23 protein-coding genes and 1 tRNA gene are annotated in these 26,551 nt (G+C 33.2%); 11 read left to right on the forward strand and 13 right to left on the reverse strand.

Annotation, left to right across the window (positions count from 1 at the left end):
* Positions 1-18 precede the first annotated feature (18 nt).
* Positions 19-3,030, reverse strand: coding sequence for a SusC/RagA family TonB-linked outer membrane protein (locus tag FA046_RS00255; protein ID WP_136824359.1), 3,012 nt, complete (start codon positions 3,028-3,030; stop codon positions 19-21).
* Positions 3,031-3,281: 251 nt separating this feature from the next.
* Positions 3,282-6,164, reverse strand: coding sequence for a triple tyrosine motif-containing protein (locus tag FA046_RS00260; protein WP_136824360.1), 2,883 nt, complete (start codon positions 6,162-6,164; stop codon positions 3,282-3,284).
* Positions 6,165-6,294: 130 nt separating this feature from the next.
* On the opposite strand from FA046_RS00260, the gene FA046_RS00265 reads away from it, so the two are divergent.
* Positions 6,295-7,164 carry an endonuclease/exonuclease/phosphatase family protein gene (locus tag FA046_RS00265; RefSeq protein WP_136824361.1) on the forward strand — a complete coding sequence of 290 codons (870 nt, stop codon included), beginning with the start codon at positions 6,295-6,297 and terminating at the stop codon, positions 7,162-7,164.
* 269 nt (positions 7,165-7,433) lie between these two features.
* Here FA046_RS00265 and FA046_RS00270 read toward each other — a convergent pair whose 3' ends face one another.
* Positions 7,434-8,114 carry an arylesterase gene (locus tag FA046_RS00270; protein WP_136824362.1) on the reverse strand — a complete coding sequence of 227 codons (681 nt, stop codon included), beginning with the start codon at positions 8,112-8,114 and terminating at the stop codon, positions 7,434-7,436.
* 113 nt (positions 8,115-8,227) lie between these two features.
* Between FA046_RS00270 and FA046_RS00275 the strand changes: the two genes are divergently transcribed.
* Both FA046_RS00275 and FA046_RS00280 read left to right on the forward strand, forming a co-directional pair.
* Complete coding sequence (locus tag FA046_RS00275; RefSeq protein ID WP_136824363.1) at positions 8,228-8,944, forward strand: ABC transporter ATP-binding protein; 717 nt, start codon at positions 8,228-8,230, stop codon at positions 8,942-8,944.
* Between the two features lie 14 nt (positions 8,945-8,958).
* Positions 8,959-11,562, forward strand: coding sequence for an ABC transporter permease (locus FA046_RS00280; RefSeq protein WP_136824364.1), 2,604 nt, complete (start codon positions 8,959-8,961; stop codon positions 11,560-11,562).
* A gap of 150 nt (positions 11,563-11,712) precedes the next feature.
* Here FA046_RS00280 and trhO read toward each other — a convergent pair whose 3' ends face one another.
* The gene (gene trhO, locus FA046_RS00285; protein WP_136824365.1) at positions 11,713-12,657 is read right to left on the reverse strand and encodes an oxygen-dependent tRNA uridine(34) hydroxylase TrhO; all 945 of its coding nucleotides are present in this window, start codon (positions 12,655-12,657) and stop codon (positions 11,713-11,715) included.
* A 425-nt stretch (positions 12,658-13,082) separates the two neighbouring features.
* Here trhO and FA046_RS00290 point away from each other — a divergent pair, with 425 nt between their 5' ends.
* The 5 genes from FA046_RS00290 (at position 13,083) to FA046_RS00310 (ending at position 16,868) form a co-directional block, all read left to right on the forward strand.
* Positions 13,083-14,483, forward strand: a complete 1,401-nt coding sequence (locus FA046_RS00290; RefSeq protein ID WP_136824366.1) for an amidohydrolase family protein — start codon at positions 13,083-13,085, stop codon at positions 14,481-14,483.
* A 541-nt stretch (positions 14,484-15,024) separates the two neighbouring features.
* Entirely contained in the window at positions 15,025-15,369 is a 345-nt protein-coding gene (locus FA046_RS00295) for a hypothetical protein (protein WP_205943580.1), read from the forward strand.
* Positions 15,370-15,516: 147 nt separating this feature from the next.
* Positions 15,517-15,942, forward strand: a complete 426-nt coding sequence (locus FA046_RS00300) for an SRPBCC family protein (protein ID WP_136824367.1) — start codon at positions 15,517-15,519, stop codon at positions 15,940-15,942.
* Between the two features lie 22 nt (positions 15,943-15,964).
* On the forward strand, positions 15,965-16,441 hold the full coding sequence (locus tag FA046_RS00305; RefSeq protein WP_136824368.1) for a VOC family protein: 477 nt from the start codon (positions 15,965-15,967) through the stop codon (positions 16,439-16,441).
* A 46-nt stretch (positions 16,442-16,487) separates the two neighbouring features.
* Positions 16,488-16,868: a VOC family protein gene (locus FA046_RS00310; RefSeq protein WP_136824369.1), complete on the forward strand. Its 381-nt coding sequence runs from the start codon at positions 16,488-16,490 to the stop codon at positions 16,866-16,868.
* A gap of 178 nt (positions 16,869-17,046) precedes the next feature.
* On the opposite strand, the gene FA046_RS00315 is transcribed toward FA046_RS00310, so the two are convergent.
* Positions 17,047-18,009, reverse strand: coding sequence for an isopenicillin N synthase family dioxygenase (locus tag FA046_RS00315; protein ID WP_136824370.1), 963 nt, complete (start codon positions 18,007-18,009; stop codon positions 17,047-17,049).
* 325 nt (positions 18,010-18,334) lie between these two features.
* Here FA046_RS00315 and FA046_RS00320 point away from each other — a divergent pair.
* Positions 18,335-18,409: transfer RNA gene (locus tag FA046_RS00320), tRNA-Val, on the forward strand.
* A 91-nt stretch (positions 18,410-18,500) separates the two neighbouring features.
* Here the strand turns inward: FA046_RS00320 and FA046_RS00325 are convergent.
* Entirely contained in the window at positions 18,501-18,995 is a 495-nt protein-coding gene (locus tag FA046_RS00325; RefSeq protein ID WP_136824371.1) for a thermonuclease family protein, read from the reverse strand.
* A 75-nt stretch (positions 18,996-19,070) separates the two neighbouring features.
* On the opposite strand from FA046_RS00325, the gene FA046_RS00330 reads away from it, so the two are divergent.
* On the forward strand, positions 19,071-19,877 hold the full coding sequence (locus FA046_RS00330) for a hypothetical protein (protein WP_136824372.1): 807 nt from the start codon (positions 19,071-19,073) through the stop codon (positions 19,875-19,877).
* A 133-nt stretch (positions 19,878-20,010) separates the two neighbouring features.
* Here FA046_RS00330 and FA046_RS00335 read toward each other — a convergent pair whose 3' ends face one another.
* Complete coding sequence (locus FA046_RS00335; protein WP_136824373.1) at positions 20,011-20,433, reverse strand: DUF6943 family protein; 423 nt, start codon at positions 20,431-20,433, stop codon at positions 20,011-20,013.
* 268 nt (positions 20,434-20,701) lie between these two features.
* On the opposite strand from FA046_RS00335, the gene FA046_RS00340 reads away from it, so the two are divergent.
* Positions 20,702-21,034 (forward strand): helix-turn-helix domain-containing protein, encoded by a 333-nt coding sequence (locus tag FA046_RS00340; protein ID WP_136824374.1) that lies wholly within the window; start codon positions 20,702-20,704, stop codon positions 21,032-21,034.
* 815 nt (positions 21,035-21,849) lie between these two features.
* On the opposite strand, the gene FA046_RS00345 is transcribed toward FA046_RS00340, so the two are convergent.
* The 6 genes from FA046_RS00345 to FA046_RS00370 all read right to left on the reverse strand — a co-directional run bounded on the left by FA046_RS00345 (position 21,850) and on the right by FA046_RS00370 (position 26,550).
* On the reverse strand, positions 21,850-22,455 hold the full coding sequence (locus FA046_RS00345; protein ID WP_136824375.1) for a hypothetical protein: 606 nt from the start codon (positions 22,453-22,455) through the stop codon (positions 21,850-21,852).
* 3 nt (positions 22,456-22,458) lie between these two features.
* On the reverse strand, positions 22,459-22,803 hold the full coding sequence (locus FA046_RS00350) for an STAS-like domain-containing protein (protein ID WP_136824376.1): 345 nt from the start codon (positions 22,801-22,803) through the stop codon (positions 22,459-22,461).
* A 38-nt stretch (positions 22,804-22,841) separates the two neighbouring features.
* A complete protein-coding gene (locus tag FA046_RS00355; RefSeq protein WP_136824377.1) occupies positions 22,842-23,690 on the reverse strand; it encodes a hypothetical protein in 849 nt (282 codons plus the stop codon).
* A 190-nt stretch (positions 23,691-23,880) separates the two neighbouring features.
* Positions 23,881-24,792, reverse strand: coding sequence for a DUF5655 domain-containing protein (locus FA046_RS00360; protein WP_136824378.1), 912 nt, complete (start codon positions 24,790-24,792; stop codon positions 23,881-23,883).
* A 225-nt stretch (positions 24,793-25,017) separates the two neighbouring features.
* Positions 25,018-25,551: a hypothetical protein gene (locus tag FA046_RS00365; RefSeq protein ID WP_136824379.1), complete on the reverse strand. Its 534-nt coding sequence runs from the start codon at positions 25,549-25,551 to the stop codon at positions 25,018-25,020.
* 9 nt (positions 25,552-25,560) lie between these two features.
* Positions 25,561-26,550 (reverse strand): hypothetical protein, encoded by a 990-nt coding sequence (locus FA046_RS00370; RefSeq protein ID WP_136824380.1) that lies wholly within the window; start codon positions 26,548-26,550, stop codon positions 25,561-25,563.
* Between the last annotated feature and the right edge of the window lies 1 nt (position 26,551).

Here is a 26,551-nt window from a genome sequence, read left to right on the forward strand (position 1 = left end):
TTTCTATTCTGTTAATGATTAAAAAGTTACGTTAACGCCTACAGTATAAATTGCTGGTATTGGATAAATTCCGTTATCAGCACCTGCACCTAAAATATTGCTGATTGGTGCTTCTGGAGTATAACCAGTGGTTTTGCTCCAAGTTTTAATATTTTGGCCACTCATGTAAAGTCTAAAAGTCTTAAGACCTAGCGCCGTAAGTGGCTGTTTACCAAAAGTGTAACCTAATTGTGCGGTTCTTAAACGGAAGTAATCACCTGGCTCTAGAAAATAATTACTAAAGAAATAATTGTTCCCTCTGGAGTTATCTAAAATTGGCTCTATATTACTACTACCTGGTGTGGTATAAGCATTTAAACGATTGCTTTCATAGTTTAAAACTGCAAAGTTTGAAGTTCTTCTTTGCGTATAAACCAAATTACCAGCTACTCCTTGTCCTTCAAGTAAAACGTCAAATTGCTTGTATCCAAAAGAGACGTTAATACCATAATTGAAGTTAGGAAAAGGAGAACCTAAGTTTGTTCTATCTGCTGTAGTAATTACACCGTCTCCATTCACATCTTCGTAAGCAATGTCTCCGGGTAGTGAATTACTAAACGCTGGCATTTTGTCTAAATCTGCTGTAGATTGATAAATTCCCACTTGCTTATATCCATAAAAATAACCTATAGATTCACCAGATCTGGTTCTGTTAGCCCCATTATTACCTAACAATTCAAAATTGAAGTTATTACCTATAGATTCTACTTTGTTTTTGTTGTAACTCATATTTGGGCTTATGTTGTACGTAAAATCGCTTCCAATTTTATCATTCCAACTTAAGGCAATTTCAATTCCTTTATTGCTAATGGTTCCTAAATTAGTTCTGTAAGGTAAAGGTTGATTTGGCAAAATAACTGATGTAATAATATCTTTGGTTGTTCTATCATATAACGCAATATCAGCACTCAATCTGTAATCAAAAGCTTTAGCTTCTAAACCAATATCAAAACCTCTTATCACTTCCCAACGCAAATTAGGATCGGGAAAATATGCTGGAGAAACTGATGGATAAACGTTATCCCCAAAAACTCCTACATCTGATATTTGTAAACCTGGTAAATAAAGATTTTCTCCAAAACCATTGGCATTTCCTAATGTACCCCAAGAAGTTCTAAGCTTTAAGAAATCAATTTTTTTAACATTTTTGAAAAAAGATTCTTCACTCACAACCCAACCTAAGCCTATACTCCCAAAAGTTCCCCATCTGTTGGCTGGAGCAAATTTGGAAATACCATCTCGTCTGACAGATGCATTAGCTAAATATTTGTTGTTAAATGCATAATTAACCCTTCCAAAGTAAGAAAGTTGAGCAGATTCTGATCCATTGCCTCCTACAGCTGCCGCTGGATTTGAATTATTAATGATGTTTAAATACCAATAATCAGGATTATTTGGAATGTTTAATGTAGTATCTCTTCTAGATCCTTCTAAGTTTGAGCTACCCGTGTATATAGAACTAAATCCTGCTAAAGCAGTTATTTTATGTTTTTTATTAAAGGTAGAATCATAAGTAATGGTATGATCTTGTTGATATTTTCTAAATTCTGCTTGATTTTGATTTACAGAAGTTTTAACATTTCTATCAAAAGTTGTTTCGGTTGGGTTTGTACCTTCTCCTAAATTTATGAATGAGAAAGGTAAAGCGTTGTAACCTCTTGAGCCATTAAAACTTAAATCGGTATAGAATGACGATCTGGCTTTAAACTGTTTTAAGAAAGTTACTTCGGCAAATATATTTCCAACTGCTCGGTAACCTTTATTAACAGAAGTTTTATCATTTCTATTTAATGTTGCTATTGGGTTTCCAACTTGTGCTCTTTGAAAAGACGGCATACTGTAATAAGTATTAGCATCTAACTGTACTGGAACAATTGGAGCTGCCCATAAGGCATTGTTTAGCGAAACATCCGCAGGATCACTGATGTAATGTGACCCTACTATATCCGCACCTACTCTAATCTTACTGTTTACTCTAATTTCTTGGTTTAAACGAAGATTATAGCGCTGGAAATTACTATTCTTAACCACACCTTCTTGGTTATTATACCCTAAACTTACTAAAGTGGTTGTTTTTTCGGTACTATTAGAAATACTTAAGCTACTGTTGGTAATGGCCGCAGTTTTTAAAACTAAATCTTGCCAATCTGTATTTGCAGTATAATTTGTAAAATCAAAGGGTGCCGCATTTAAATTGGATAGCTGTGCCGCATATAATCTTTTAAATCCCGAAGCATCTACTACATCAATTTGATTAGGGACCGTTTGAATACCTGCTGAACTTTGAAAAGAAACCCTAGTCTCTCCCTTTACTGCTCTTTTGGTAGTCACAACAATTACACCGTTACCTCCTTGCACACCAAAAATTGCGGTAGAAGATGGATCTTTCAAAACCTCAATACTTTCAATATCATTTTGGTTTACATAATCTATATTGGTTTGGATAACTCCATCTACCACATAAATTGGATTAGAAGAACCGGTACTATTTACCCCTCTGATACGAACAGTTGGGGCGGCGCCTGGTGTTCCACTATTTACAATAGTTAAACCTGCTACTTTACCTTGTAAAGAAGAAATTGGGTTAATATTTGGAGATTTCTCAATATCTCCTCCTTTAACAGAGGTGATAGAGCCCGTTAAATCTCTTTTCCTTTGCGTTCCGTAACCTATAACTACCACTTGTTCTAATTGCTGGGCAGAAGCAGATAGTTTAACATCAATACTTTCTCGTCCGTTAACAGGAATTTCTTGGGTAACAAATCCTAGGTAGGTAAATACCAATAAACCATTTGCTGGTACATTAATAACATAATTACCATTCACATCTGTTTGTGTGGCAACTGTAGAACCTTTAAGGCTTACGCTTACTCCTATTAGTGTTTCACTGCTCACAGCATCAGAAACCTTACCAGTCACTTTGATGTTCTGCGCAAAAACTGTAAAATAAGAGAAAAGACATAGTAATACTAGTAGAGCTTTTCGTTTCATATTTAATTGATTTTTTAAAATTGGTACGGTAAAGATGGATGGTTTTTACATCGAATAAAAAAAAAAACGCCTCTACATCACTACATCATCATCAAAAAAGATGATCATCAACTCTTGTTAAAATGTTTAATTACGAATCAAAAAGACAGTTTTAAGTAATTCAAATGCAATTTAGCACTACATCAAACTGAAATAAAACCAGTTAATAAATTATGATGAAATTATACACTATGTGTAGTAATGAAGTAGTGCTACAACTCTATTAAAAACTCCACAAGATTTTTATCATGAGAAATATCTAATTTCTTTCTTAGCCTATACCTTCTTATTTCTACACCTCTAAGGCTGATGTTAAGAAGTGAGGCCATTTCTTTACTGCTCATATTCATTCTTAAGTAGGCACAAAGTTTTAAATCATTAGGAACCAAATCTGGATGACCGGCTTTTAATTTCTTAAAGAAGTTTTCGTGAGTTTCGTTAAAACTGCTTTCAAACAAATTCCAATCACGCTCATCATTCATGCCTTCGTCTATAATTTTTTGAATGCGCTTGAGCTGATCTTCTGTTAATTTTTTACCTTGAGCATCTTTAAGGTTAACAATCTCGTCTTTAATTTTTTGCAACAACTCGTTTTTGTAAACAATATTCATGGCTGAGTTAGTGACTTCTCTACTTTTACTCTCTAACTCGGCTTGTAATTTCTCGGTCTTTAGCTTAATCAGTTTTTGCTCATTAATGGCTGATTCTTCTTTTAAATGATCATCTCTTTCTTGTTGTAATTGATATTGTATTTTTTCTTGATGTTTCTGTAATTTCTTGAAATACCATTCTCTAATGATGTAAACAGCAATTGAGAACAACATCAAATACACCATAATTGCCCAAACCGTAGCATAAAATGGCGGTGAAACCTCAAAACTAAAGGTGCTTATTTCAGAAACTTCGGTATCATTTACTTTTGCTCTTACCTTAAATTCATAATCTCCGTAAGGCAAATTGGTAAAATCTTTTTGTGGAATAGTTGACCATGACGACCAACTTTTTGAATAGCCTTTTAAATAATATTGATAAACAATTTTACCTTGCCTGTAATAAGGCAAACCATAGTTAATTCTTAAACTGTTTTGGTTATAATCTATCTTAACATCTTTGCTTAACAAACCGCTTTCTGTTATTGTAAAATTATTAGCGGCAATGTTTTCAATTTTACCTATAAATACGGCAGGTATTTTTTGCTTCACTAGCTTTAGTTTTTTGTTAAAAAGCACAAAACCATCATCAACACTAATAAGGTATAAATCTTCGCTTATTTTAGAGATGTTTTCATAATCCTGAACCATTCTGCCGTTTAAAATGCTGAATAAATTGGCATTCACTTTTATTTTACCTGCTAGTGTAAAATCAACCAAAGAAACTTTTCCATGCTCTATAAACCAATAATTTTTTTCATCAGCTTTTATTACCTTATTAGAAGTATTAAATGACCCTAAACCCTTGTTTAGTTCTTCGTACTTTTTAAATCTATCGCTAATATCATCGTAAACATAAAATCCAGAATCGGATGAGAATATAATTTTCCCGTCTAAATTAAAAACGTTAATGCCATAGTTAGATGGCAATCCGGCTTTATCATCATAACTTTTAATTGGCCCTTTTATAGCTGTTAGATCTTTATTAAGGTTGATTTTAAATAAGCCTTTATATGCATGACTTACCCAAATATTACCTTTTGCGTCTTGCTCCACATATCTGGATGGCGCTGTAAAACCATTAATTTTATGGGAAAAAGTAAAGGCTCCGTTAGCTAATTTATTATAAATAACCAAGCCATTATAAGTTCCTTGGATTAACTTGTTGGGCTGTAAATTCATTTTTTTGAGAATCCAGCCTCCGTTTACAGAAGATATTTTCTCAATAGTTGCACCTTTTACTTTAAAAGTTCCATTGTTATGACCGCAAAAAAGCACTCCATCAATCACAGATAAATCCCACACCTGCCCTTGCGAACCCGGAATCAATTTAAAATCAAAAAATTGTGTTTTATTAGTTGCATCCCAGCCACTATAAAATAAACCCTGATTAGTGCCTAAATAAATTTTATCTCCATAAATAATACTGGAATATACCGTACCAAAAGCACCTGTTTTATCAAAAAAGAAAGACAAAGGCGAATTTAACTCAATTCGGTCTATTCCATTATCTAAACCAGCCCATAAATTTTGGGCATTATCTGCAAATAAACTTAAAACGGTATTGTTTTGTAATCCGCTAGACTTATTAATTCTTTGGATGATATTACCCGCTTTATCAATAATAATTACTCCGTTTAAGATGGTTCCAAAAGCAAAGTATTTATCATATAACGCTACGCCATTGTTTAATTGATAGGTTTTTAAAAACTGGTTAGCTGGTATTTCCCAAGGTATGATCTTATTATCTTTAAATAAGTACAAGCCATTATTAGAAGTCCCTATTACAAAGCTGTTTAGATCAAATGGTAGTATGCTTAGTACGCTGGTATTGCTAATAATTTCACTTCCTTTTATAAATTGAAGCTGATTCCCCTTTAACTCAAACAAGCCTTTTCTAATTACTTCTACAAAGAACCTATTGTTAGCTTTCATTAAAAAAAGATACGGCCCTTGCTCTATTATCTTTATTTTACCATTTTGATAGATAAATATGGCACCAAAAGATTGAAAAATTATTCGGTCTCCGTCTGCATATATCTTCCATATTTCATCATTTAGTTTATAGTTTTTAGGAATTAGGTGCGTAAGCGAATGGTATTTTAAAACTGCTCTAGCATCATAAGACCAATAACCCATTTCGCCAAAGCCGCCAGTGTATATTTTACCTTTTAAATCTGCAGCTACAGATCGCACAATTAAATGATGTGGTATTTTATGCAATTGCCAAGCATTTCCGTTAAAAGAAAGTAACCCTTCTGAATTACCAAAATACATGATTTGGTTTTCATCTACCGTAACCGACCAGTTTTGGTTGCCTGCTAAATGAGAAGATTTGGTATAATTTTGAACGTAAGGCACTCCAATACTTTGAAAATAATCCCCAAAAGCAGAGGAATTGAATATTAAAAATCCAAAAACAAACAATGTTATTGATTTACGCATTTATTAAGCCTAGTTACCAAAAGCAACAAATTAACAATTTATTAGCCTAATTAAAATTAACAAAGCTTAATTTTGAAATACATTAACAAACGCCCCGTTTTAAAGGTGTGTTTTTAAAATATTTTAATTTATGGGTAATTTTCAGTTTAAAGCTTTTACAATAAAAACTATACTGTTCTTTAATTTTTTACTCCTTACTAGTATACAAATACAAGCTCAAAGTTTGGTAATGGGCTCTTACAATTTAAGATTTGATGATCTTAACGATAAAAAAAATGCATGGAGAGATAGATCTGTAGCCATAAAAGCGCTTATTCGTTTTCATAATTTTGATATCATTGGTACACAAGAAGCTTTTGATTCCCAATTGCAAGATTTAGTAACTGCATTGCCACAATACAGCGTTTACGGAAAAGGCCGAGATGATGGAACAAAAAAAGGAGAACACTCTGCCATTCTTTATAAAAAAGATCGTTTTACACTTTTAAATCAAGGTGATTTTTGGTTATCAGCTACTCCAAACCAACCCTCTTTAGGCTGGGATGCTACTTGTTGCAACAGACTTTGTACTTGGGTTTATTTAAAAGATAAGAAAACGAAAAAATCATTCTATGTATTTAATGCTCACTATGATCATATTGGAAAGCAAGCCCGCATTGAAAGCAGTAAACTAATATTAACAAAAGTGACAGAAATTGCAGGAAATAAACCTGTTATTTTTACCGGAGATTTAAATGGCGACCATAACAGCGAGCCTTATCAAATTATTAAGAACAGCTCTGTTTTTGAAGATAGCTTTAAGCTGGTTGATTATCCTTATGCTACCACTAATTCTTATAACGGTTTTGGGGCAAACTTAATTGGGAATGCCATTATAGATCATGTTTTTGTAAGTAAACACTTTGAGGTAAAAAGATGGGGAGTTTTAACCGATAGCTATAACGGGAGATATCCATCAGATCATTTTCCTATTTTATCTGAAGTTCTTTTGAAGAAGTAAGTTGGAGTTGAAATTTTATAACCACAGAGCATACAGAGAGTTTCGCATAGAAAGCATAGAAATTAAAAATTCTAAATCTGTGAAATCCTTATAATCCGTGTTAAAAATTCATGGCATTAGTGAAATTCATAGCAAAAAAATTATAACCACAGAGAGCACAAAGTACACAGAGAAAACACAAAGCTTGAGAAAGAGTAACAATAAAAATCTGTGAAATCCCTTTTAATCTGTGTTAGAAATTCGTGACAAAAAATTATAATTCTATCTTTTTAAAGTTCGTTTTCTAAAACCACCCAAACATTTTTAGCTAATATTTGATGTCCTTCTGCGGTTGGGTGTATGCCATCATTTTGATTCAATTTTGGTACACCGCCCACGCCTTCCAGTAAAAAATCAACGTAAACCATTTTGTTCTTATTCGCTAATTTTTTAAACATTGCTTTAAAGTCTGTAGCATACTTTTCACCCATGTTTGGAGGCAATTGCATGCCTTCCATTACCAGTTTTGCATCAGGGTATTTCTCTTTTACTTTATCTATAATAGCTTGTAAATTGGCGGTAGTTTCTTCAATTGCAATTCCTCTTAAGCCATCATTTGCACCCAATTCTAAAACAAAAATGCTTACTGGCTGCTTTAAAAGCCAATCTATTCTACTTTTTCCTGCGGCAGATGTTTCGCCACTTAAGCCGCCATTAATTACTTTATAAGGAAGTTTTAAAGAATCTATTTTTTGCTGAATTAAAGCAGGATAAGCTTCTGTTGGGTCTAAACCATAACCTGCGGTAAGGCTAGTTCCAAAAAAAAGGATGTTCTTTTTGGTTGCCACCGATGCGGTTTCATTTGATTTTGCTTCTGCTTGTTTTTCCTCATTTTTTGGAGAAGTTTGGTTGGTACAAGCGGCAATTAAAACCATTAAAAATAAAAAGCTTACAAAAATAGGACGTAACATATACAGGAGTTATAAATCTAAAATAGCGATATCTTGTTAAACATATCAATAACGTTAAACAATGCGTTATTTTATCAGCAAATTGCATTAATATTTTAATAAAAATCACCTTCATGCATAAAAATCCTATTCTCGATATTCAAAACATTAACAAAATATACAAAAGTGCTGGCAAATCGCTTACCGTTTTACATCAAATAAATTTCTCTATTTCAAAAGGTTCAACCGTAGCCATTACAGGTCCATCCGGAAGTGGGAAAACTACTTTATTAGGTTTGTGTGCTGGTTTAGATCAACCAACATCTGGCGAAATTATACTCAACAGCCATCCATTAAGTGGTCGATCTGAGGATGAATTAGCTGCTATTCGTAACCAAAATATAGGCTTTATCTTTCAAAATTTTCAGTTAATGCCCACGCTTACTGCTTTAGAAAATGTAATGGTCCCCATGGAATTAAGAGGCGAAAAAAATATCAGAAATTACGCCTTAGATTTATTAGACAAAGTAGGATTAGCAGATAGAGCAGATCATTATCCTGTGCAACTATCTGGTGGCGAGCAGCAAAGAGTTTCTTTAGCCCGAGCTTTTTCTAATAAACCCGCCATTTTATTTGCCGATGAGCCTACCGGAAATTTAGATGGCGAAACCAGTGATAAAATTGAAAAATTACTTTTTGAACTCAACACCCAAGCTGGCACTACCTTAGTTATAGTGACTCACGATATGGAATTGGCGGCCAAGACAGGCAGAATCATCAGGTTAAAAAGCGGAGAAATTTTATCTGATGAAGTTCAATCATCTGCAAAAGCAAGTCTATTAAATTCTTAGCCCATACTTTGTTTATGCCCCAAGAAAATCAATTGTTAAAGCAAAGTTCTGTATCATTTGGCTGGTTAGTAAAAATGGCTTGGCGAGATAGCCGAAAAAACCGTTCTCGCTTATTTCTCTTTATTTCTTCTATCATTTTAGGAATTGCGGCTTTGGTTGCGGTGTATTCTTTTAGAGATAATTTAACCCGAGATATTGATGACCAGGCTAAGATTTTGGCTGGTGCCGATTTAACTTTAGAGAGCAGAAAACCTGCCGATCAGAAAATGATTGACACCATGGGGATAGAACAATCTGCCGAAAGGAATTTTGCTTCTATGCTTTATTTTGTAAAAAGCGAAGCCAGCAGATTGGTTCAAATTAGAGCTTTAGAAGGCAATTATCCCTATTATGGAAACATAGAAACTACACCAACACAAGCAGCTAAAGATTTTAAAAAAGGCAGAAAAGCTTTAGTAGATAAAACCTTAATGCTTCAATTTAATGCTAAAGTTGGAGATTCTATAAAAGTAGGCGCACTCAAATTTAAGATTGAAGGCATCTTAGATAAAGCCCCAAATCAAACTGGAATTTCGGCTTCTGTGGCTCCCATCGTTTACATTCCGCTACAATATTTACCACAAACAGGTTTAACTAAAATTGGCAGTCGTATTCAGTATAAATACTATATCAAATACAGTGATAAAACCAATGTAGATAAATTGGTAAAAGATTTGCAGCCGGTTTTTGAGAAACAAAACCTCGACTATGAGACCGTTTCCTCTAAAAAAGAAAATACTGGTCGTTCTTTTAGAGATGTAAACCGCTTTTTAGCTTTAGCAGGTTTTATTGCTTTGCTATTGGGTTGCATTGGCGTAGGTAGCGCCATTCATGTTTACATTGGCGAAAAATTAAGTGCCATTGCAACGTTGCGGTGCTTGGGTTTAAAAGCCAAACAAGCTTTCTTTATTTATCTCATTCAAATTGTTTTTATAGGATTGATAGGTGCCATTGCCGGTTCGGCTTTGGGTACCTTAATACAATTTGCATTGCCCGCCGTATTAAAAGATTTTATTCCGGTACAAATTACCATGCAAATATCATGGATGGCCATATTACAGGGAGTAACACTCGGCATTATTATTTCTGTACTTTTTGCTTTACCCTCCTTATTGTCAGTTCGCCGAATTTCGCCGTTAAACGCCTTAAGAGCTTCTTTTGAAAGCCATAAAGAGACCGCAGACCCATTAAAATGGTTGGTTTATTTCTTCATTTTACTATTTGTTTTTGTATTTACCTACTTGCAAATGAGCGGCTGGTTAGAAGCTTTGGTTTTTACCGGAAGTGTGGTTTTTGCTTTCTTATTACTCTTTGGAGTATCCAAATTATTGATGTGGTTGGTAAAAAAAATCATTCCAAATTCTTTAAGTTATTTATGGCGACAAGGTTTTGCTAATTTATATCGCCCTAATAATCAAACCTTAATGCTTACGGTTTCCATTGGTTTATCAACGGCTTTTATTTGTACCCTATTTTTTGTTCAGGGAATTTTAATCAATCGGGTCACTTTATCATCGGGTGAAAACCAACCCAATATGGTTTTATTTGATATCCAAAACAGTCAAAAAGACGCCATTGCAAATTTAGCCCGAAGCTATTCTTTACCGGTAATGAATCAAGTGCCTATTGTAACGGTTAGAATTGAAGAAATTAACGGAAAAACTGCGGCCGATTTGGCTAAAGCTGATAGTTTATCATCGGCTAAGCCAAATAATAGAGAAACCAAAAGAGAAAATCAAAATGAGCCTTCTCAAAGAGCTTTTAGTGGCGAGTTGAGGGTAACTTTTCAAGATAGCTTAACCGATGCCGAAACGTTGGTAAAAGGTAAATGGATTGGAGAAGTAAAAGCCCCAGAAAATATTGTTTACGTTTCTTTAGAGGAGAATTACGCCAATAGAATTAAAGTAGATGTTGGCGATAAAATCACTTTTAACGTACAGGGAATGATGATTCCTACCATAGTTGGGAGTTTAAGAGAAGTAAACTGGAGCCGTATGCAAACCAACTTTAGGGTAGTTTTTCCAAAAGGAGTTTTAGAAGATGCCCCGCAGTTTAATGTATTGATGACAAAAGTCCCAAACAGCCAAATCTCGGCTAAATTTCAAGGCGCAGTGGTAAGAAGTTTCCCTAACGTATCTGTTATAGATTTAGACCTGATTCTTAAAGTTTTAGACGAATTACTCACCAAAATAGGATTTGTAATAAGATTTATGGCCGCTTTTAGCATGGCAACCGGTTGGATAGTTTTAATATCTGCCGTAATTACCAGTAAAAGTCAGCGATTAAGAGAAAGCGTTTTATTACGCACACTGGGCGCCAGCAGAAAACAAATATTAACCATTACCGCTTTAGAATACCTGTTTTTAGGTGCTTTAGCAGCCGGAGCCGGAATGATTTTAGCCCTTGGTGGAAGTTGGGCTTTAGCAGTATTTAGTTTCGAAAGCTCTTTTGCACCTCCGATTTTACCCATATTTATTTTGTTTATTTCTGTAGTGGCTTTGGTAGTATTTACCGGTGTTTTTAGTAGCCGCAAAGTATTAAATCAACCACCATTGGAGGTTTTAAGAAGAGACAGCTAACAGTATCAGGACACAAGTATCAAGTAGCAAGATTACTGCCGTCAGCGGACTGTCGGACTGTCTAGACTAGAAAAAAGAAAAAGTATCGAGACTCAAGTAGCGAGTAGCAAGATTACTGCCGATTGCGGACAGCGGACTCCCGACTTCAAACTACGAACTCAAAACTTTAGGCTTAACTGGCTGCGGTATTTTTACATAATAACCCGTTCCATCATAAGGGCGAATTCTTGGGTGGGTTTTACAAGCCGCACAGCAAGCACCATTCAATTCCCAACCGCAAGCATCGCATTGCGTAAAATGCTTATTGCATTCGGGATTGGCACAATTAATCATTTTAGTGGTGGTAGTACCGCAATTGCCACAGGCAGAAATTACAACAGGGTTTACCGTATTTACATCAACCGACAGTCGGTTATCAAAAACATAACATTTGCCTTCAAAATCCTTTCCTCCGGCTTCTTTTCCGTATTTAATAATGCCTCCATGTAGCTGGTAAACATCTTTAAACCCTTCTTTTAACAACAAGGCCGAAGCTTTTTCGCATTTAATGCCACCAGTACAATAAGTCAGCACTTTTTTGTCTTTGTATTGCGCCAAATCATTAATCATTGACGGAAAATCTCTAAAATTATCAATGTCTAAAGTCACCGCATTTTTAAATTTCCCCATGTTATGCTCATAATTAGACCGTACATCTAAAATAATCACATCATCACGGTCAATCATTTCGGCAAACTCCGCAGGCTCTAAATGCTTACCAGTTTCTTTGGTAGGGTCTATATATGAAGGGTCTTTTAAGCCCGAATAAACAATTTCTGACTTATAACGACAATGAATTTTAATAAACGAAGGCTTATCCACCTCATCAATTTTAAACTCAGTGGCGTTAAATCTGCCATCCGCATAAATATAATCCATGTAAGCCTTGCAAGCTTCGGTAGTACCAGAAACGGTTCCGTTTATTCCCTCATCGGCAATAATAATCCGGCCGGTTAAACCTAAAGATTTACAAAATTTTAAATGTGCTGCGGTGTACTGCTCCCCATCCTTGATGTGGCTATAGCAGTAATATAGAAGTGTTTGAAAAGTTCTCATATTTCATTGATACTGCTGTAAACAGTGTTAAATGAGCTGCAAATATAGAAAAATTTATTTTTTGAAAAGCAAGGCTTGTGGTTCTTGGGTTAAGGTAGTCTGGCTGTCCTTACAAGTCCTCATTCGTACCTCATTCCGGGCTTTTCATCCCATCCAGTTTATTTTACTTGGGCTTTTGCAAGTAATTTGGGGTTCGCTTTATGGGAATGCAAACCGAGGAAAAAGAATACGTAGGGATAATCCTCGGGTTATCCTTTAAAACATTGATTTTGCCTTTCATAAACGGATAATCCGAGGATTATCCCTACAACCGAAATCCTAAAAATCAATAAATCAAGTATTTTTAATCTTAAATTTGATCTAAAATTATACAAACTTAGATTTAAGAGTTGTTAATTTCCAATTCTATATTTTATTTTAAAAAAATGAAGAAAAACCTATTCCTATTGATCAGCTTATCCATTTTACTGGGCTCTTGGGCAGTTCCTCAAAAAGAAAAATATGATTTACTCATTCTAAACGCCAAAATAATTGACGTTGAAAAGGGAACGGTTTCAACCAGTAGTTTCATTGCTATTACAAAAGATACCATTCGTTTAGTTGGCGATATGACTAAACTAAAAGGAATAAAAGCCATAGAAACCTTAGATGCTAAAAACAAGTTTGTGATGCCTGCTTTATGGGATAATCATGTCCATTTTAGAGGCGGTGAAGCTTTAATACAAGAGAATAAAAACTTGCTTCCTTTATTTTTAGCTTTTGGTATAACAACTGTAAGAGAAGCCGGTGGAGACATCACTCCGCAGGTAATGCAATGGCGTAATCAAATAAAAGCTGGAGAATTAGTTGGACCAACTATTTTTACATCAGGACCAAAATTAGATGGAAGCAAACCATCTTGGGCGGGTTCTATTAAAGTAGAAAACGAAAAAGATATAGAAAAAGCACTCGACTCGCTACAATCTATAGGAGTAGATTTTGTAAAAATGTATGATGGAAATTTAAGCAAAGAAGCATTTTATGGCATTATCAAAGCGGCAGAAAAACGAGGATTAAAAACTACTGGCCACATGCCTTTATCAGCTGATATTTTAGAGGGAATAAATTATGGTTTAGACGGTACAGAGCATTTATACTACATTTTAAAAGCAAGTTCTCCAAAAGCAGATAGTTTAACAAAATTAAATTTAGGTTATGGTATGATGGGGACTTTGGTAGAAACTTTTGACGCTGAACTGGCGCAAAAAGTTTATCAAAAAATGGCGCAAAAAAACGTATTTGTTACTCCTACTATTTACATTGGGCAGGTTTTAGCCAATATTTTAAAAACAGATCACAGCAAAGATGCCTTATTGCCTTACATAGGCAATGGAATTATTAAAAGTTACCAAGGCAGAATTGATGGAGCAAAAAGAGCCAGCGCTAATGGCGGATTCTTACAAACTAAAACAGAAAAGATTTTCTCAGAAATGGTAAAACCCATGTATAAAGCTGGCGTAAATATTTTGGCCGGCTCTGATTGTGGCTCAAATAACTCTTTCGTTTATCCTGGAGAATCTTTGCATCAAGAATTAATACATTTAGTACGAGTAGGTTTAACTCCACAAGAAGCGTTAAAAACATCTATTATTAATGGCCCTAAATTTTTTAACAAAGGAAAAATTTATGGTAGTGTGAGCAAAGGAAAAATTAGCGATCTACTTATTTTAGATCAAAATCCCTTAGTTGCGATTCAAAATATTAAAACTATAAATGGGGTAGTTTTAAGAGGAAAAGTATATCCTAAAAGTGTATTAAATAAAATGATGGAAGCAGTAAAAAAATAAATACTAAGCCAAAATAAAAAGTTTTGTTATAATCTGTCCGCTCAGCGTCACAAAGAATTCAATAATAAAAAGTGTTTCTAATTCGCTTAGCATTTCAAATTCGCAATTATATTACTGTTTTTAGAATATGGAAGCGTTAGAAAACAAGAAGAATGAAGTACTAGCGTCTCTACGGATCCATAATTTATTTTCAAAATACGTAGGGATAATCCTCGAGTTATCCTGTAAAATCATCATTAATTGAACTTTTCAAAAACGGATAATCTATAACCTCGGTCTGTGTCCCCACAGACCGAAATCAATAAAACAATAAAAATCCAGTATTTTTAAATATGGATATTTTTAAACAACAACGAAACTCTACCATATTGCTTAATGAAGTATATTTTTGGACGGACACTATAAAAGACTGGAAAAATATTTTAATAGATGATGACATCAAATTAATCATCATCAACTCTTTAAAAGAGTTAGTTAATAGGGATAAAATGTAGTCTATGCTTTTGTAATCATGCCAAATCATATCCATTTAATTTGGGAGATGAAATCTTTAAATGGAAAGGAAATGCCTCATGCTAGTTTCAATAAATTTACAGCACATCAATTCCAGAAAAAACTTAGGTTAAACAATATGGAAATGTTGGAGCAATTTAAAGTTGATGATTTAGAGAGAAAATATAGATTTTGGCAGAGAGATCCATTGGCCGTATTAATTGATTCCCCCGAAAAAGCATTCCAAAAAATAGATTATATTCATTACAATCCTTTACAAGAAAAATGGAAATTAGTAGAAGAAGCAGAAAATTATCATTGGTCGTCAGCCAAATTTCATGAAACTGGGGAAGATAACTTTGGTTTTTTAACCCCTATTTCAAATGTATTTTAGTTTCGGTCTGTGAGGACACAGACCGAGGATATACTTTTTTACTCCCCAGAACATATCATCAATTTATTTGATAGAAATCATCAAACCACCAAGCCAAATTTTGTAATTTTAGTGAAGAATCAATGACTCCCTAATCGTAAAAATAAAATGGAAGTAAAAGAAAGAGAATGGATTACTGTTGATACGACTATCAACTCACCAATTGAAAAGGTTTGGGACTTATGGACAAGTCCAGAACATATTATTCACTGGAACAATGCCTCTGATGATTGGCATACCCCAAAAGCAGAAAATGATTTAAAGGTGGGTGGAAAATTTGTTTTTAAGATGGAAGCTAAAAACGGCTCTTTTGGTTTTGAATTTGAAGGCGTTTACACAGAAGTAAAACCCAACGAACTGATAGCCTACAAAATGGGTGATGGCAGAAATGCAAAAATCAAGTTCACAAGCGATGCCGATAAAACCAAAATAATAGAAACATTTGAAGCCGAAGACATCAACACCATTGATTTACAGCGTAACGGCTGGCAAGCTATTTTAAATAATTTTAAAAAATATGTAGAAGCCAATTAGCTCACTATTTAGATTAATCCAGATGACCAATCATAAAATAACACCCTGTTTATGGTTTGACGGCCAAGCCGAAGAAGCTGCAAATTTTTACACTTCTATTTTCAAAGATTCAAAAATAGGAACCATCAGTCGTTACGGAAAAGAAGGCTTTGAAATTCATGGGCAAAAAGAAGGGACAGTACTTACTGTAGAATTTCAAATTAACGGACAACCTTTTACAGCTTTAAACGGTGGACCAGTTTTTAAATTTAATGAAGCTGTTTCTTTTCAAGTGTTTTGTGATACGCAAGAAGAAATTGATTCATATTGGAGTAAACTCACCGCCGATGGAGGAGAAGAAAGTCAATGTGGCTGGCTTAAAGATAAGTTTGGTGTTTCTTGGCAAGTATCGCCTAACATTATTTCAGAATTAATGAGCGACCCCTCAAAATCAGAAAGAGTGATGAAGGTACTTCTTCTAATGAAAAAAATCGACATAGAAATACTAATACTGGCGTAATCACATTCATAAATTTAATTTATTTAAACCTATAAGAACAAAGAACATGACAAACAAAGAAAATTCACTCAACTGGTTTGAAATCTCGGTAACAGATATTAATAGGGCAAAAACATTTTACGAAGCAGTTTTTGGAATTAAAATGGACCAAATGGAAATGATGGATGCTCAAATGGCTTTCTTTCCTATGGAAGAAGGAAACGGAAAAGCATCTGGAGCATTAGTACAAAGTACAATGCATAAACCCAGTGCCGAAGGTGCAATTATCTATTTAAACGCAAACCCCGATTTGTCTGACGCACTTTCTAAAATTGAGCCCGCAGGCGGAAAAATTACCATGCCTAAAACTCCAATTGGCGAGTTTGGCTTCATGGCTTTTTTTATGGATACCGAAGGGAATTCTGTAGCACTTCATTCAAACAATTAAACCATTAATCTCCGCTAAACATCATTTACAAGCAGATTCAAGATTTTAACAAATTCTTGAATCTGCATTTTTTAAACAGCTATTTGAAATGATTTCGACATTTTTAACCCCGCCCTTTTAAAACAAAAAAAAGGCACCCTTTCGAGCGCCTTCTTCCCTATTTTCTAATTAAAGAAAATTACATTTTGAGACCTATTTCTCTCAATCGCTCGTCTAAATAGTCGCCAGCGGTAATATCAGTATATCCTTTTGGATGCTCGGCATCAACACAAGAAGGTAAACAAGTTAAATCCATATTAGATTTTGGGTGTAGAAAAAATGGAACCGAAAAACGGGAATTTTTCATCATCTCTCTTGGCGGATTTACCACTCTATGTGTGGTAGAACGCAATTTATTATTGGTTAAACGTTGCAACATATCGCCTACATTTACCACAATATCTTCCCCTTGTGCTTTAATAGCAAACCATTCGCCTTCGCGGGTGAGCACTTCTAAACCATCGGCACTTGCACCAATTAACAAAGTAATCAAATTAATATCTTCATGTGCACCGGCTCTAACTGCATCTGCAGGTAAAGCATCTGGGTTTTCTATCGGGAAATAATGAATACCTCTTAAAATTGAGTTTCCATTATGTACTTTATCTTCAAAATAGTTTGCCGGTAAGCCTAAATAAACAGAAATAGCATTTAAAATATGCTTTCCTGCTGATTCTAGTTTCTGGTAAGTTTCTTTAGTAACTTCGTTAAAACCAGGATATTCTTCTATTAAAACATTGTCTGGGTATTCTTCTTTAATTGAATCTCCATCTTCTACGTATTGGCCAGTTTGCCAAAACTCTTTTAAATCTGGTGTTTTAGAGTCTTTTGCCTTTTCGCGACCTTTAGAAGTGTAACCTCTTTGACCAGCCAATTCCACCTTTTCATATTTTAATTTAGCCGCTTCTGGCAAAGTGAAAAAGTTTTGAACTTCTTGATATAGTTTTTTAATCAAATCTTGACTTAAACCATGATTGGTGATGGTTACAAAACCCGTATCATTAAATGCTGAACCAATATCATCAGAAAATTTCTTTTTTTGTTCTGAAGAACCGTTTAAGTAATCGTTTAAATCTAAGCGAGGAATATTTACATGACCCATCTTTATCTCAATTTTATTAAGTTCAAAAATATGTGGATTATGTGGAAAACTGAAATTTTTAGAACTTTTATTTTAATTTATTAATGATTACCAATAAGTTACGTTATCCACATTTTATAAAAATAAAAATCACTACCGCTTTTACTAAAGTGAAATTTTAAATTTTATTAAAATCAAATTTTTAAAAAACAGATTAACAAGGGATTACGATTAATAAAAGGATTTGTCTCAAATAATTTTACATTTTTTTTGGTAATTTAATTTTAAAGTCTACTTTTGCAATCCCAATCAGAAACAAAATTTATTTTTGAAGAACCAAAAAAAAGGGAGATTAGCTCAGCTGGTTCAGAGCACCTGCCTTACAAGCAGGGGGTCACTGGTTCGAACCCAGTATCTCCCACATTGAAAATCAAGCACTTACAATAAAATGTAAGTGCTTTTTTTATGCAGTTTACACATTGGTTTACACAAAACTAAAACTGTGTAAACCATCAAAAAGCAGATACCATACCCAATAAGCCATTTTTAGCAACTTTAGCATTATTAAACAAAAGTTGATACTCGTATTGCATAAAACAATTATAACGGCTGTACGGCTTTGCAAATCCTTCAGAAAGCATCATTTCATTTATACATGAGCCATCATCTAAAAATGCATAAGCCAATGTTCTGCCATAAGTATCAAATTGATTTTTAGCTTGTAGAATTAGGCTAATGTTTGCACCTACTGGAGCCAGTTCTTTTAACTTGTTAAAAGATAATAGACCTAACTCAATTAATAACTGCCCTGCTAAATGGGTTTCCCTTTCATCTTGAATTAGCTTTCTACATCTTTTTATTTCTGGAGCATCTATACCTATTAGTCTTATTTCTTCTTCTTCTTTATTGAAGAGATTAGAGACTATAAAGCCATCACCGTCTACAACTTTGACTACATTAAGATGTGTTCTTAAAATAGTATTTCCTTTTGCATGATATTGCATCATTTTACATCATTTAACTAATTGAATAATAATTACTTATGATTTATTTTTAAATATAAAAAAATAAAGGCATTTATTATGGCAAGACAAACAGGCCCGTTAAAATATTCGGGCACATTAGGAGACATCAGACACTTTAAAATTAAAGGACTGAAAGGTGATTTTGCAGGTTTAAGAGGCGGACCCTCTGGTGACCAAGTAAAAACAGGACCAGAGTTTAAAAGAACTCGTGAAAACATGAATGAATTTGGAGGATGCGCAGCAGCCGGAAAATCAGTTCGTATTGGTTTATCACAATTGATGAAACAAATGAGCGACCCACAATTAACCGGTAGGTTAACTGGCATCATGAAAAAAATAAATCTGGAAGATCAATCCGAAGCTAGGGGTTACAGAGCAATTTTGATTTCAACACAAAGCCAATATTTAAAAGGTATAGGTTTTAATAGAAACGTCAATTTTGATAGCATTTTCTTTGCACCCTTTACACTTACTTCGACACCAGGAAGAGATGGTTCAACTTTAGAGGTTGAAGCTTTTAATCCATTAAGTTTTGTGAATGCGCCAGCTGGAGCAACACATTTTAGATTGATCAATGCTATTTCTGTGGTTTCTGATTTTGCTTATAATTCACAATCTGGAGCTTATGAGCCAATTGATTCAACATTAAACGAAATTTCTAATATTTCTTATTCTAGTTATATGGATTTATCTACAGATGTTGCAACTACTACTTCTGTTATAAGTGCGTTGCCAGGATCACCTACCCTTTCGGCAGATGTGAGTGTTTTAGGCTCAATTGGTATTGAGTTTTATCAAAAAGTAGGAGTAAATTATTACCTCTTCAATTCTGGTAATGCTTTAAAAATTCAGGATATATTTTAATACTGATAGATTTAGAATGCTGAAAGCCTCGCAATTGCGGGGCTTTTCTTTTGCATTCAAATTTATATAGAGGTGCCTTAGGTGTTACTATTGATGCAATTGAGTATTAAATGAGGTGCTAACCTCATCATTTTTATTTTTTTATATACCAATAGAAAACCGCCCTTTTAGCTTCTTGGATTAATTTTAAATTATTTAAGTAGCGTTCTTCAATATCCTCTAATTTTTTAAGCGTGTTTACAGATTCTTCAAACATTGGAGAATTTGACATGGTGGTTATTTTAGCTTTTGTTACCACTGCTTTTAAGTCATTTATTGTAATGAAATAAATAACCGAACCTTTGAGATATGGATGAAAGGATTTTGCCCTCCATAAGCCGTAAACAAGCCAATAATTTAAATCCATTTCTGTTTCATCGTTTGAAATTAAAACAAAGCAATTTGGGCAGCTTGTTTTTAAGGGTTTACCACTATTTAAGCCTTTATTAAGGATAAAAAAATGAGGTTTAGCATAGGTTTTCCCTATCTGGTGCGTTAAAATCTGTAGTTGTTGCATATCATCAGCGATTAAGTTTTGCTCGCTGCGCTGCGCACATTTTTAAAAGAAAGAAGAAAAAAAACCGAAAAAAAAAAGAAAAAAGAAAGCCGATTTTAAGGTGGCGAAGGGTTAAAAAATAAAAGGAAACGGAATAAATGAAGGGAAGAGGGTCATGGCTTGTGTTTATGCCGTAGTCTTTTGTTTTTTAAATAGCGTGGGGTTGTGTAAGCCACCTATATTTGCTTATTTTTTTATTTTTAGTGTAGTAATAAAAAAATAAATAATTATGGAAAATCCATTTGAAACTATACTAATTAGGTTAGACCGAATTGAAAATTTGATTAGGGAATTAATAGGAGAGCGAACAGATATTGATATAAATGTAGATAATGATATTGTATTGGATGTAAAACAAGCATCTAAATACATTCATTTATCTGTATCAAGGGTTTATAAGTTTACTTCTGAAAAAGAGATACCACATTATAAAAAAGGTAAACGCTTATATTTTAAGAAAACAGAATTGAGGGATTGGCTGATGACAACTAAAATTAAAACAAGGGCTGACATAGAAAAAGAAGCTATCAATTATATCATTAGAAATCCGAGGCGTTATTAATGCACAAATACCCGGGGGAATACACACAAAATTTATGAGTATGCCTTTAAAAAGACGAGGTATGGATAAAGCAAATTTGCGATGCTTTGATTGAAGCAAATGAAATGGAAAGTTAAAAAATCAGATTGCTTTTTGCAGCGTTGGCAAGGTTGCAAAGTTTGCAATGTGCAAAGGTAAAAGCAATTATTTTTTAAGTGTATAGGGTTTTGCGTAGTGAGAAGTTGAGCTATTTTGCTGAGGGTTGCTGTTGTGTTTGAAATAAATGGAAGCGTAATGTATTGGAGGATGGCGGAATTTATGTAGCGCCGGAAAGGAATGTAGCTGAAATGTTTGATAATACAAAAGGCAAAAGGGCATAACATCTAAATACTTATAAATTTTGTAGCCTATAAAAGGGTGGGTGGGGGATTTGTGGCATGAGTGGCTATTTAACATAATGTTATTATAAGACAAGGCATCGCCCGTAGCTTTAGCGTAGCCTTTAGGTTGTATTATAATGCCACATTATGTTATATAGCTTTGGTTTGTTGTTTTTGGCATAAGTTGCGAAGCGGGGTAAAGGGCAACGGCTTTTTGTAATGTGCATTTGGATGGCTTTAAGCAACCGCAAGTATGAGGATTGATTAGTGCCATAGTGTTGTTGGCTTTACAAAAAGTATGACAAAAACAGCAAAAGAAGGATTGGATTTATAAAGGTTAATAAAGACCTTAAGGAACATCGAACGGTAGATTTTTTAAGTTGATGGAGGGGTTTTTTAAGATAAAAAAAACTCGTGGAACATGCCGTTATTAAAGACATGGCTTTACCACACAGCTTATCTTTTGCTGTATAAGTTATGATTAGCTGTTAATATCATAATACTATGAGAATCAAAGTCCCCATCATCAGTAACAACGGCAAATTGGTTTTTCTCCATAAGTTTCATAAAGTATAAATCATTAAAATCAACTTCTCTGTTTAAGTGATTTAATAAACTCATTGGCTCTAATTCAATAAAATCATCATTTACATATTCATACATAAATGAGTATGCCTTTATATCGTCAAGAAGAATTTTTAGTTGTTTGTTATAGTCTGAGAATTTATTATTTCTATAATCCTTTTTAAAATTACCTTGACCTGGCTGACAATTTAGAAAGGATGGCATGGCAACAACCCGTAAATAAGTATTTATTATCTCGGATAATAACATACTTGTCATTACTATCTTAGGAATATTTTTTACCCTCTTTATGGCTTTTGAATCAGAAATAGAGTTTAGTTGTACAACACCTTCAAAAAAATCTATATAAGGAATAAATCTTTTTTCCTTATCATTTTTATGATTGTATTTTAAAAATGCAATCCAAACATTTGAATCAAAAAAATAATGAGAGAATGATTCAGGATAATTATCCGAAAGCTTTACTATTTGAGCCATAGATTAATCAAATAATGCAAGTATTGCATTATCTATAATAACAGCTTTTTCTGGGTTTTGAGCTAAAACTATTGAATCTTGTATTTTCTCATACCAAACAGATGATTGGTCAATATTTTCGATAACGATATTCGCTGAAGCTATTGAAGGATATTTAGTATATAACTGCCCAATTGATGCATTACAAAAACCAGAAGTTAGATTTGAAATACTGTGAAAGTCTAAAACAATTGAAGATCCGGCGTTTAAGTAAGAAGAAGCTACTTCAAATATTTGATTACCAAACTTTTGAATTATAGCATTGGAAGTACCAATTATGTCAACAATATTTATTCTGACTTGGCTCATAGTTTAAAGATACAAAAAGGGTTGCAAATGTACAACATTTAGTTTAAATAACGAAAAGTTAAGTGAATTGTTGCACCTGTACGAAAGTTATTGAGATTATGAAAATTAATAGATTTGTTTTGTAAAGACCAAAAACAGCCATCTGAAACAATGCTTAACTCCCCAGCATTTTTAAAGCAATACAGCATAATTTTTTTTAGACCATTACCGCCTTTTATTGCATCAGGTTTGGTACTACCACCTTTTACAGCCCAACTTATTGCATCTGCCCCCGATTTAATTTCATTCAAGGTATGTTGAGCAATTTTTTTAAGAAAACCGTCACCATAATCTGTTAAAGTGAATTTAAGTACACCAGAAGCGGGAAAATGTTGACCACAACAAATTATTGGGGATTTAGTATTAGCGTGAATACCTACATTGTCAAAAATTTCAAAGTAGCTTGACTTAATCCTGTCTTTTGAATCTTTATCGATTTTATCAAGCCCCCTTTGCTTTAAGAAAATATTTTCAATATAATCTGCAAAACTATCTACATTGTCAGGGTTGAACGCTTTTATTGGAATGACAGTCTCTCTATCATCTACAGGTTTAAAATGTTCTTTATTGTGTACGACATGATATGCAAATCCATTCCGAGATAAGACATTCAAATCGCCTTTAAGAATAGAATAATCAATGAAAAATTTAAGGTTGTTTTTTTTTTTAAGATTGTGACAATATAATAGTAACTCTGATGATAAATTAGCATCAAACCATTCTAATTGTGCAAAATCAATGGTAAACCAACAGTTAGAAAATTGTTTTGCAAATTGATAGAAATCAAATAACTGCTGAACGCCTTTTGGGTCAGTTTGAATCCTGCCTTTAAATGAAAATTTTGACATTTAACTTAATTTGATACAGAAACCATATACCCCATAAAACCAATTAGTCCTAAAATCCCAATTATAGCCCACCAACTGAACGGTCTTGTGTGATTGGGTGAAAACATTAAAGACAGCATACAGCTAAACGAATACCGAAGGTTTCGTTCAATTCTTTGAAAAGGTGTATGTCTGCTCTCTTTTTGCATTACTACAAAACCTGTTTTATTAAACTCATAATGTATTCTAAGTTTTTATTATCAGATAATGAAAGCTCATAATCGCCATTACCCCAGTGACCTTTATCATTAACATCTCTTGTTAATTTTTTTGGATCATCTAAATTACCTTTCTTTTGGTTAATCCAAATTTTAATACCCTTTTTTAATAAAGTAATATCAGCAATGTTATTTCTGCCTTTTTTAAAAGCTATGTATTCCTTTTTAGGGATTAATTCTAAGTCGTTGTCTAAATTGATAATTGCAGTTTTAAATTCTTCATATAGTTCAATACTTTCATCACTACCTCTAGCAAGCAAATCTTCTTCTTGATATACTTTGATTTCTCTAGATACTTTAGCAATCTCTGATGAAGGATTTGTAGTTTGTAACGGTTTTATGCTGGGTGCTGACAATGATTTTTTTAATGGATTAATATAAATCAAATCATTTTCAAATTGTTTTATTTCCCAAAGTTCAATAGAAAGGTCTTTAAAATTGGTTGACTGCTTTTGAAAATCTGTAAACGATGGAGAAACAAATATCACTCTTGTTTGGCTCCAATCTACTTCTTCTCTCTTTAAATGTTGGTTTAAGTTCTCATTATACTCTACAATAAAATCTGCCTTATATTCAAGCATTAAGTTAAGATAAGAAACACCTTGGTCAACTACACTATAGTTTCTATCTCTTTTATACTCTATAATAGTAAATGATTTAGAATCTGTATCAAATGCTAAAGTATCAATACGATTACTTTTGATAGTAAATTCCGATTTTACAAAAGTTAAACCAGTCAAACTATCCAGATTTTTTTCAAATAAACTTTGAATATCTTTTTCAAGTCTGAAAGGAATTTCTTTTAATACGGTAATATGACTACTGCTTCTTTTGTATAAAATCATTTTTAATATCTACTAATTAACCATTAAAATTCTCCATTTGTAATATCATAATATTTTACAAAATATGCATATAACTTTTACCAGCAATAAAGACTATGCACTGCTGCAAAAAGACACAAGGATTGAAAGAAATGGCATTAACTAAAATAACAGATGTAAAACTGTTGTAGATATGCGGTTTTCCAAAAATTATTTAAATGGTTTACTTTAGACACGAATGTACTTTTAACTTTTCAAAATGGCTATTAAATCTTTTATTGGTTTTAAATCATTGTATAAAATAGTGTAATCAAGAATAGGATTTACTTTATCCCATTTACCAACTGAAGCGTTTTTTATATCTTCTTTTGTAGCATAACCATAAATTATAGCAACATTACCTTTTTCATAAAAATTCAAACCAACATAATAATCGGACTGATGCCCATTGTCAAAATATTGTTTAACAACTAAGAGCCTTTTATGAAAATCTTTAGTGCCAACCTTTAAGTCTATTGTAATATCATTTATAACAAAATCTGTGTTGTCAATATTTTCAGTGCCTGGATAAATATTGTAATCTACCACCACTTTGATGCCGTTATTGTTTAAAAAATATTTAAAAACTTCTTCGCCTAATTTACCCCAAGCAATTTTTTCTAATCTCGCTTTTCTATTATAATTAAACCTATCATATGTTTCATCAACGACCTTTATAGCAAAATCTCTTGCTTTTAATTTGAGTGATTCATCTACAACTAATTCAACTGAAGCTGACATATAACTATTTTACATTTTGATAGTGATTTTGCCATTATTAAGCCCTTCAACAATAGTTTTAGCACAGGTATTGTATGTTGCTAATGCATCCCCTTTTGACGGTAAATCTTTTATCTTAATTAAACTTTTTTTTACTTCCTCTGAGACTCCACTTAGGTTATCAATAGGCACAATTATGACATTTGGTTCATTCCTCAATAGATACCACTCTTTATCATTTCCTTTATTTTTATCCAAATAATCAATATCAGCTTGAGTCATTTTAGGAAAAAGGTAATAGAATGTTTTATTTGGAAAAAAATACTTAGTTAAATACATTTCACCTACTGCGATATGACCAGCACGTTGAGAACCATCTGTGAAATTTCTTTTCATGCGAGCAGCATATTTTATTATATAATTGGATTTTATTATTGTAGAACGCTTTATCGCAAATGTGCCCCAACTACCCTTATATTTTTGTTTAAAAGAAACATCATAAATCTGTTTCATTTTTAATAAATAAGCGTCAATATATTTTTTTAATTCATTAGGCTTTAGCCTTAAATCAAGAAGATCTTTTATAACTTGCAAATCATCAACAATAAGATAAATCCCTTTTTCAGTTATACTTGCATTATATGCCATACCATATAAATCGGGTTGAATTATAGATAAGCCTTTTCTTAAATAATAAACACCTATATATCCTTCCTTAACTGCACCTAATGCATGATGAAATCTTTGATATTGTGCATTGCCCGAAGAACCTCTGTTTAAAGCATCAGTACCTTCTAAACCAATAAAAGGAATCCATTTATCATCTTCTTTATAAAACCAACCTGCATCACAAGATCCATATGAAACAGAATTCGATTTAAATGTTAGACCTCCATCTGTTACTAACTTTTGGTCATCATTACTACCTTCAGGGAAAATTCTTATCCTGCAACCATTTCTTACATAACCAACTGCTTGAATTATTTCTCGCTTTATTAGTTCATCACTCGATTGTGCCATA

The sequence above is a fragment of the Pedobacter cryophilus genome (assembly GCF_005116455.1).
Lineage (GTDB): Bacteria > Bacteroidota > Bacteroidia > Sphingobacteriales > Sphingobacteriaceae > Pseudopedobacter > Pseudopedobacter cryophilum.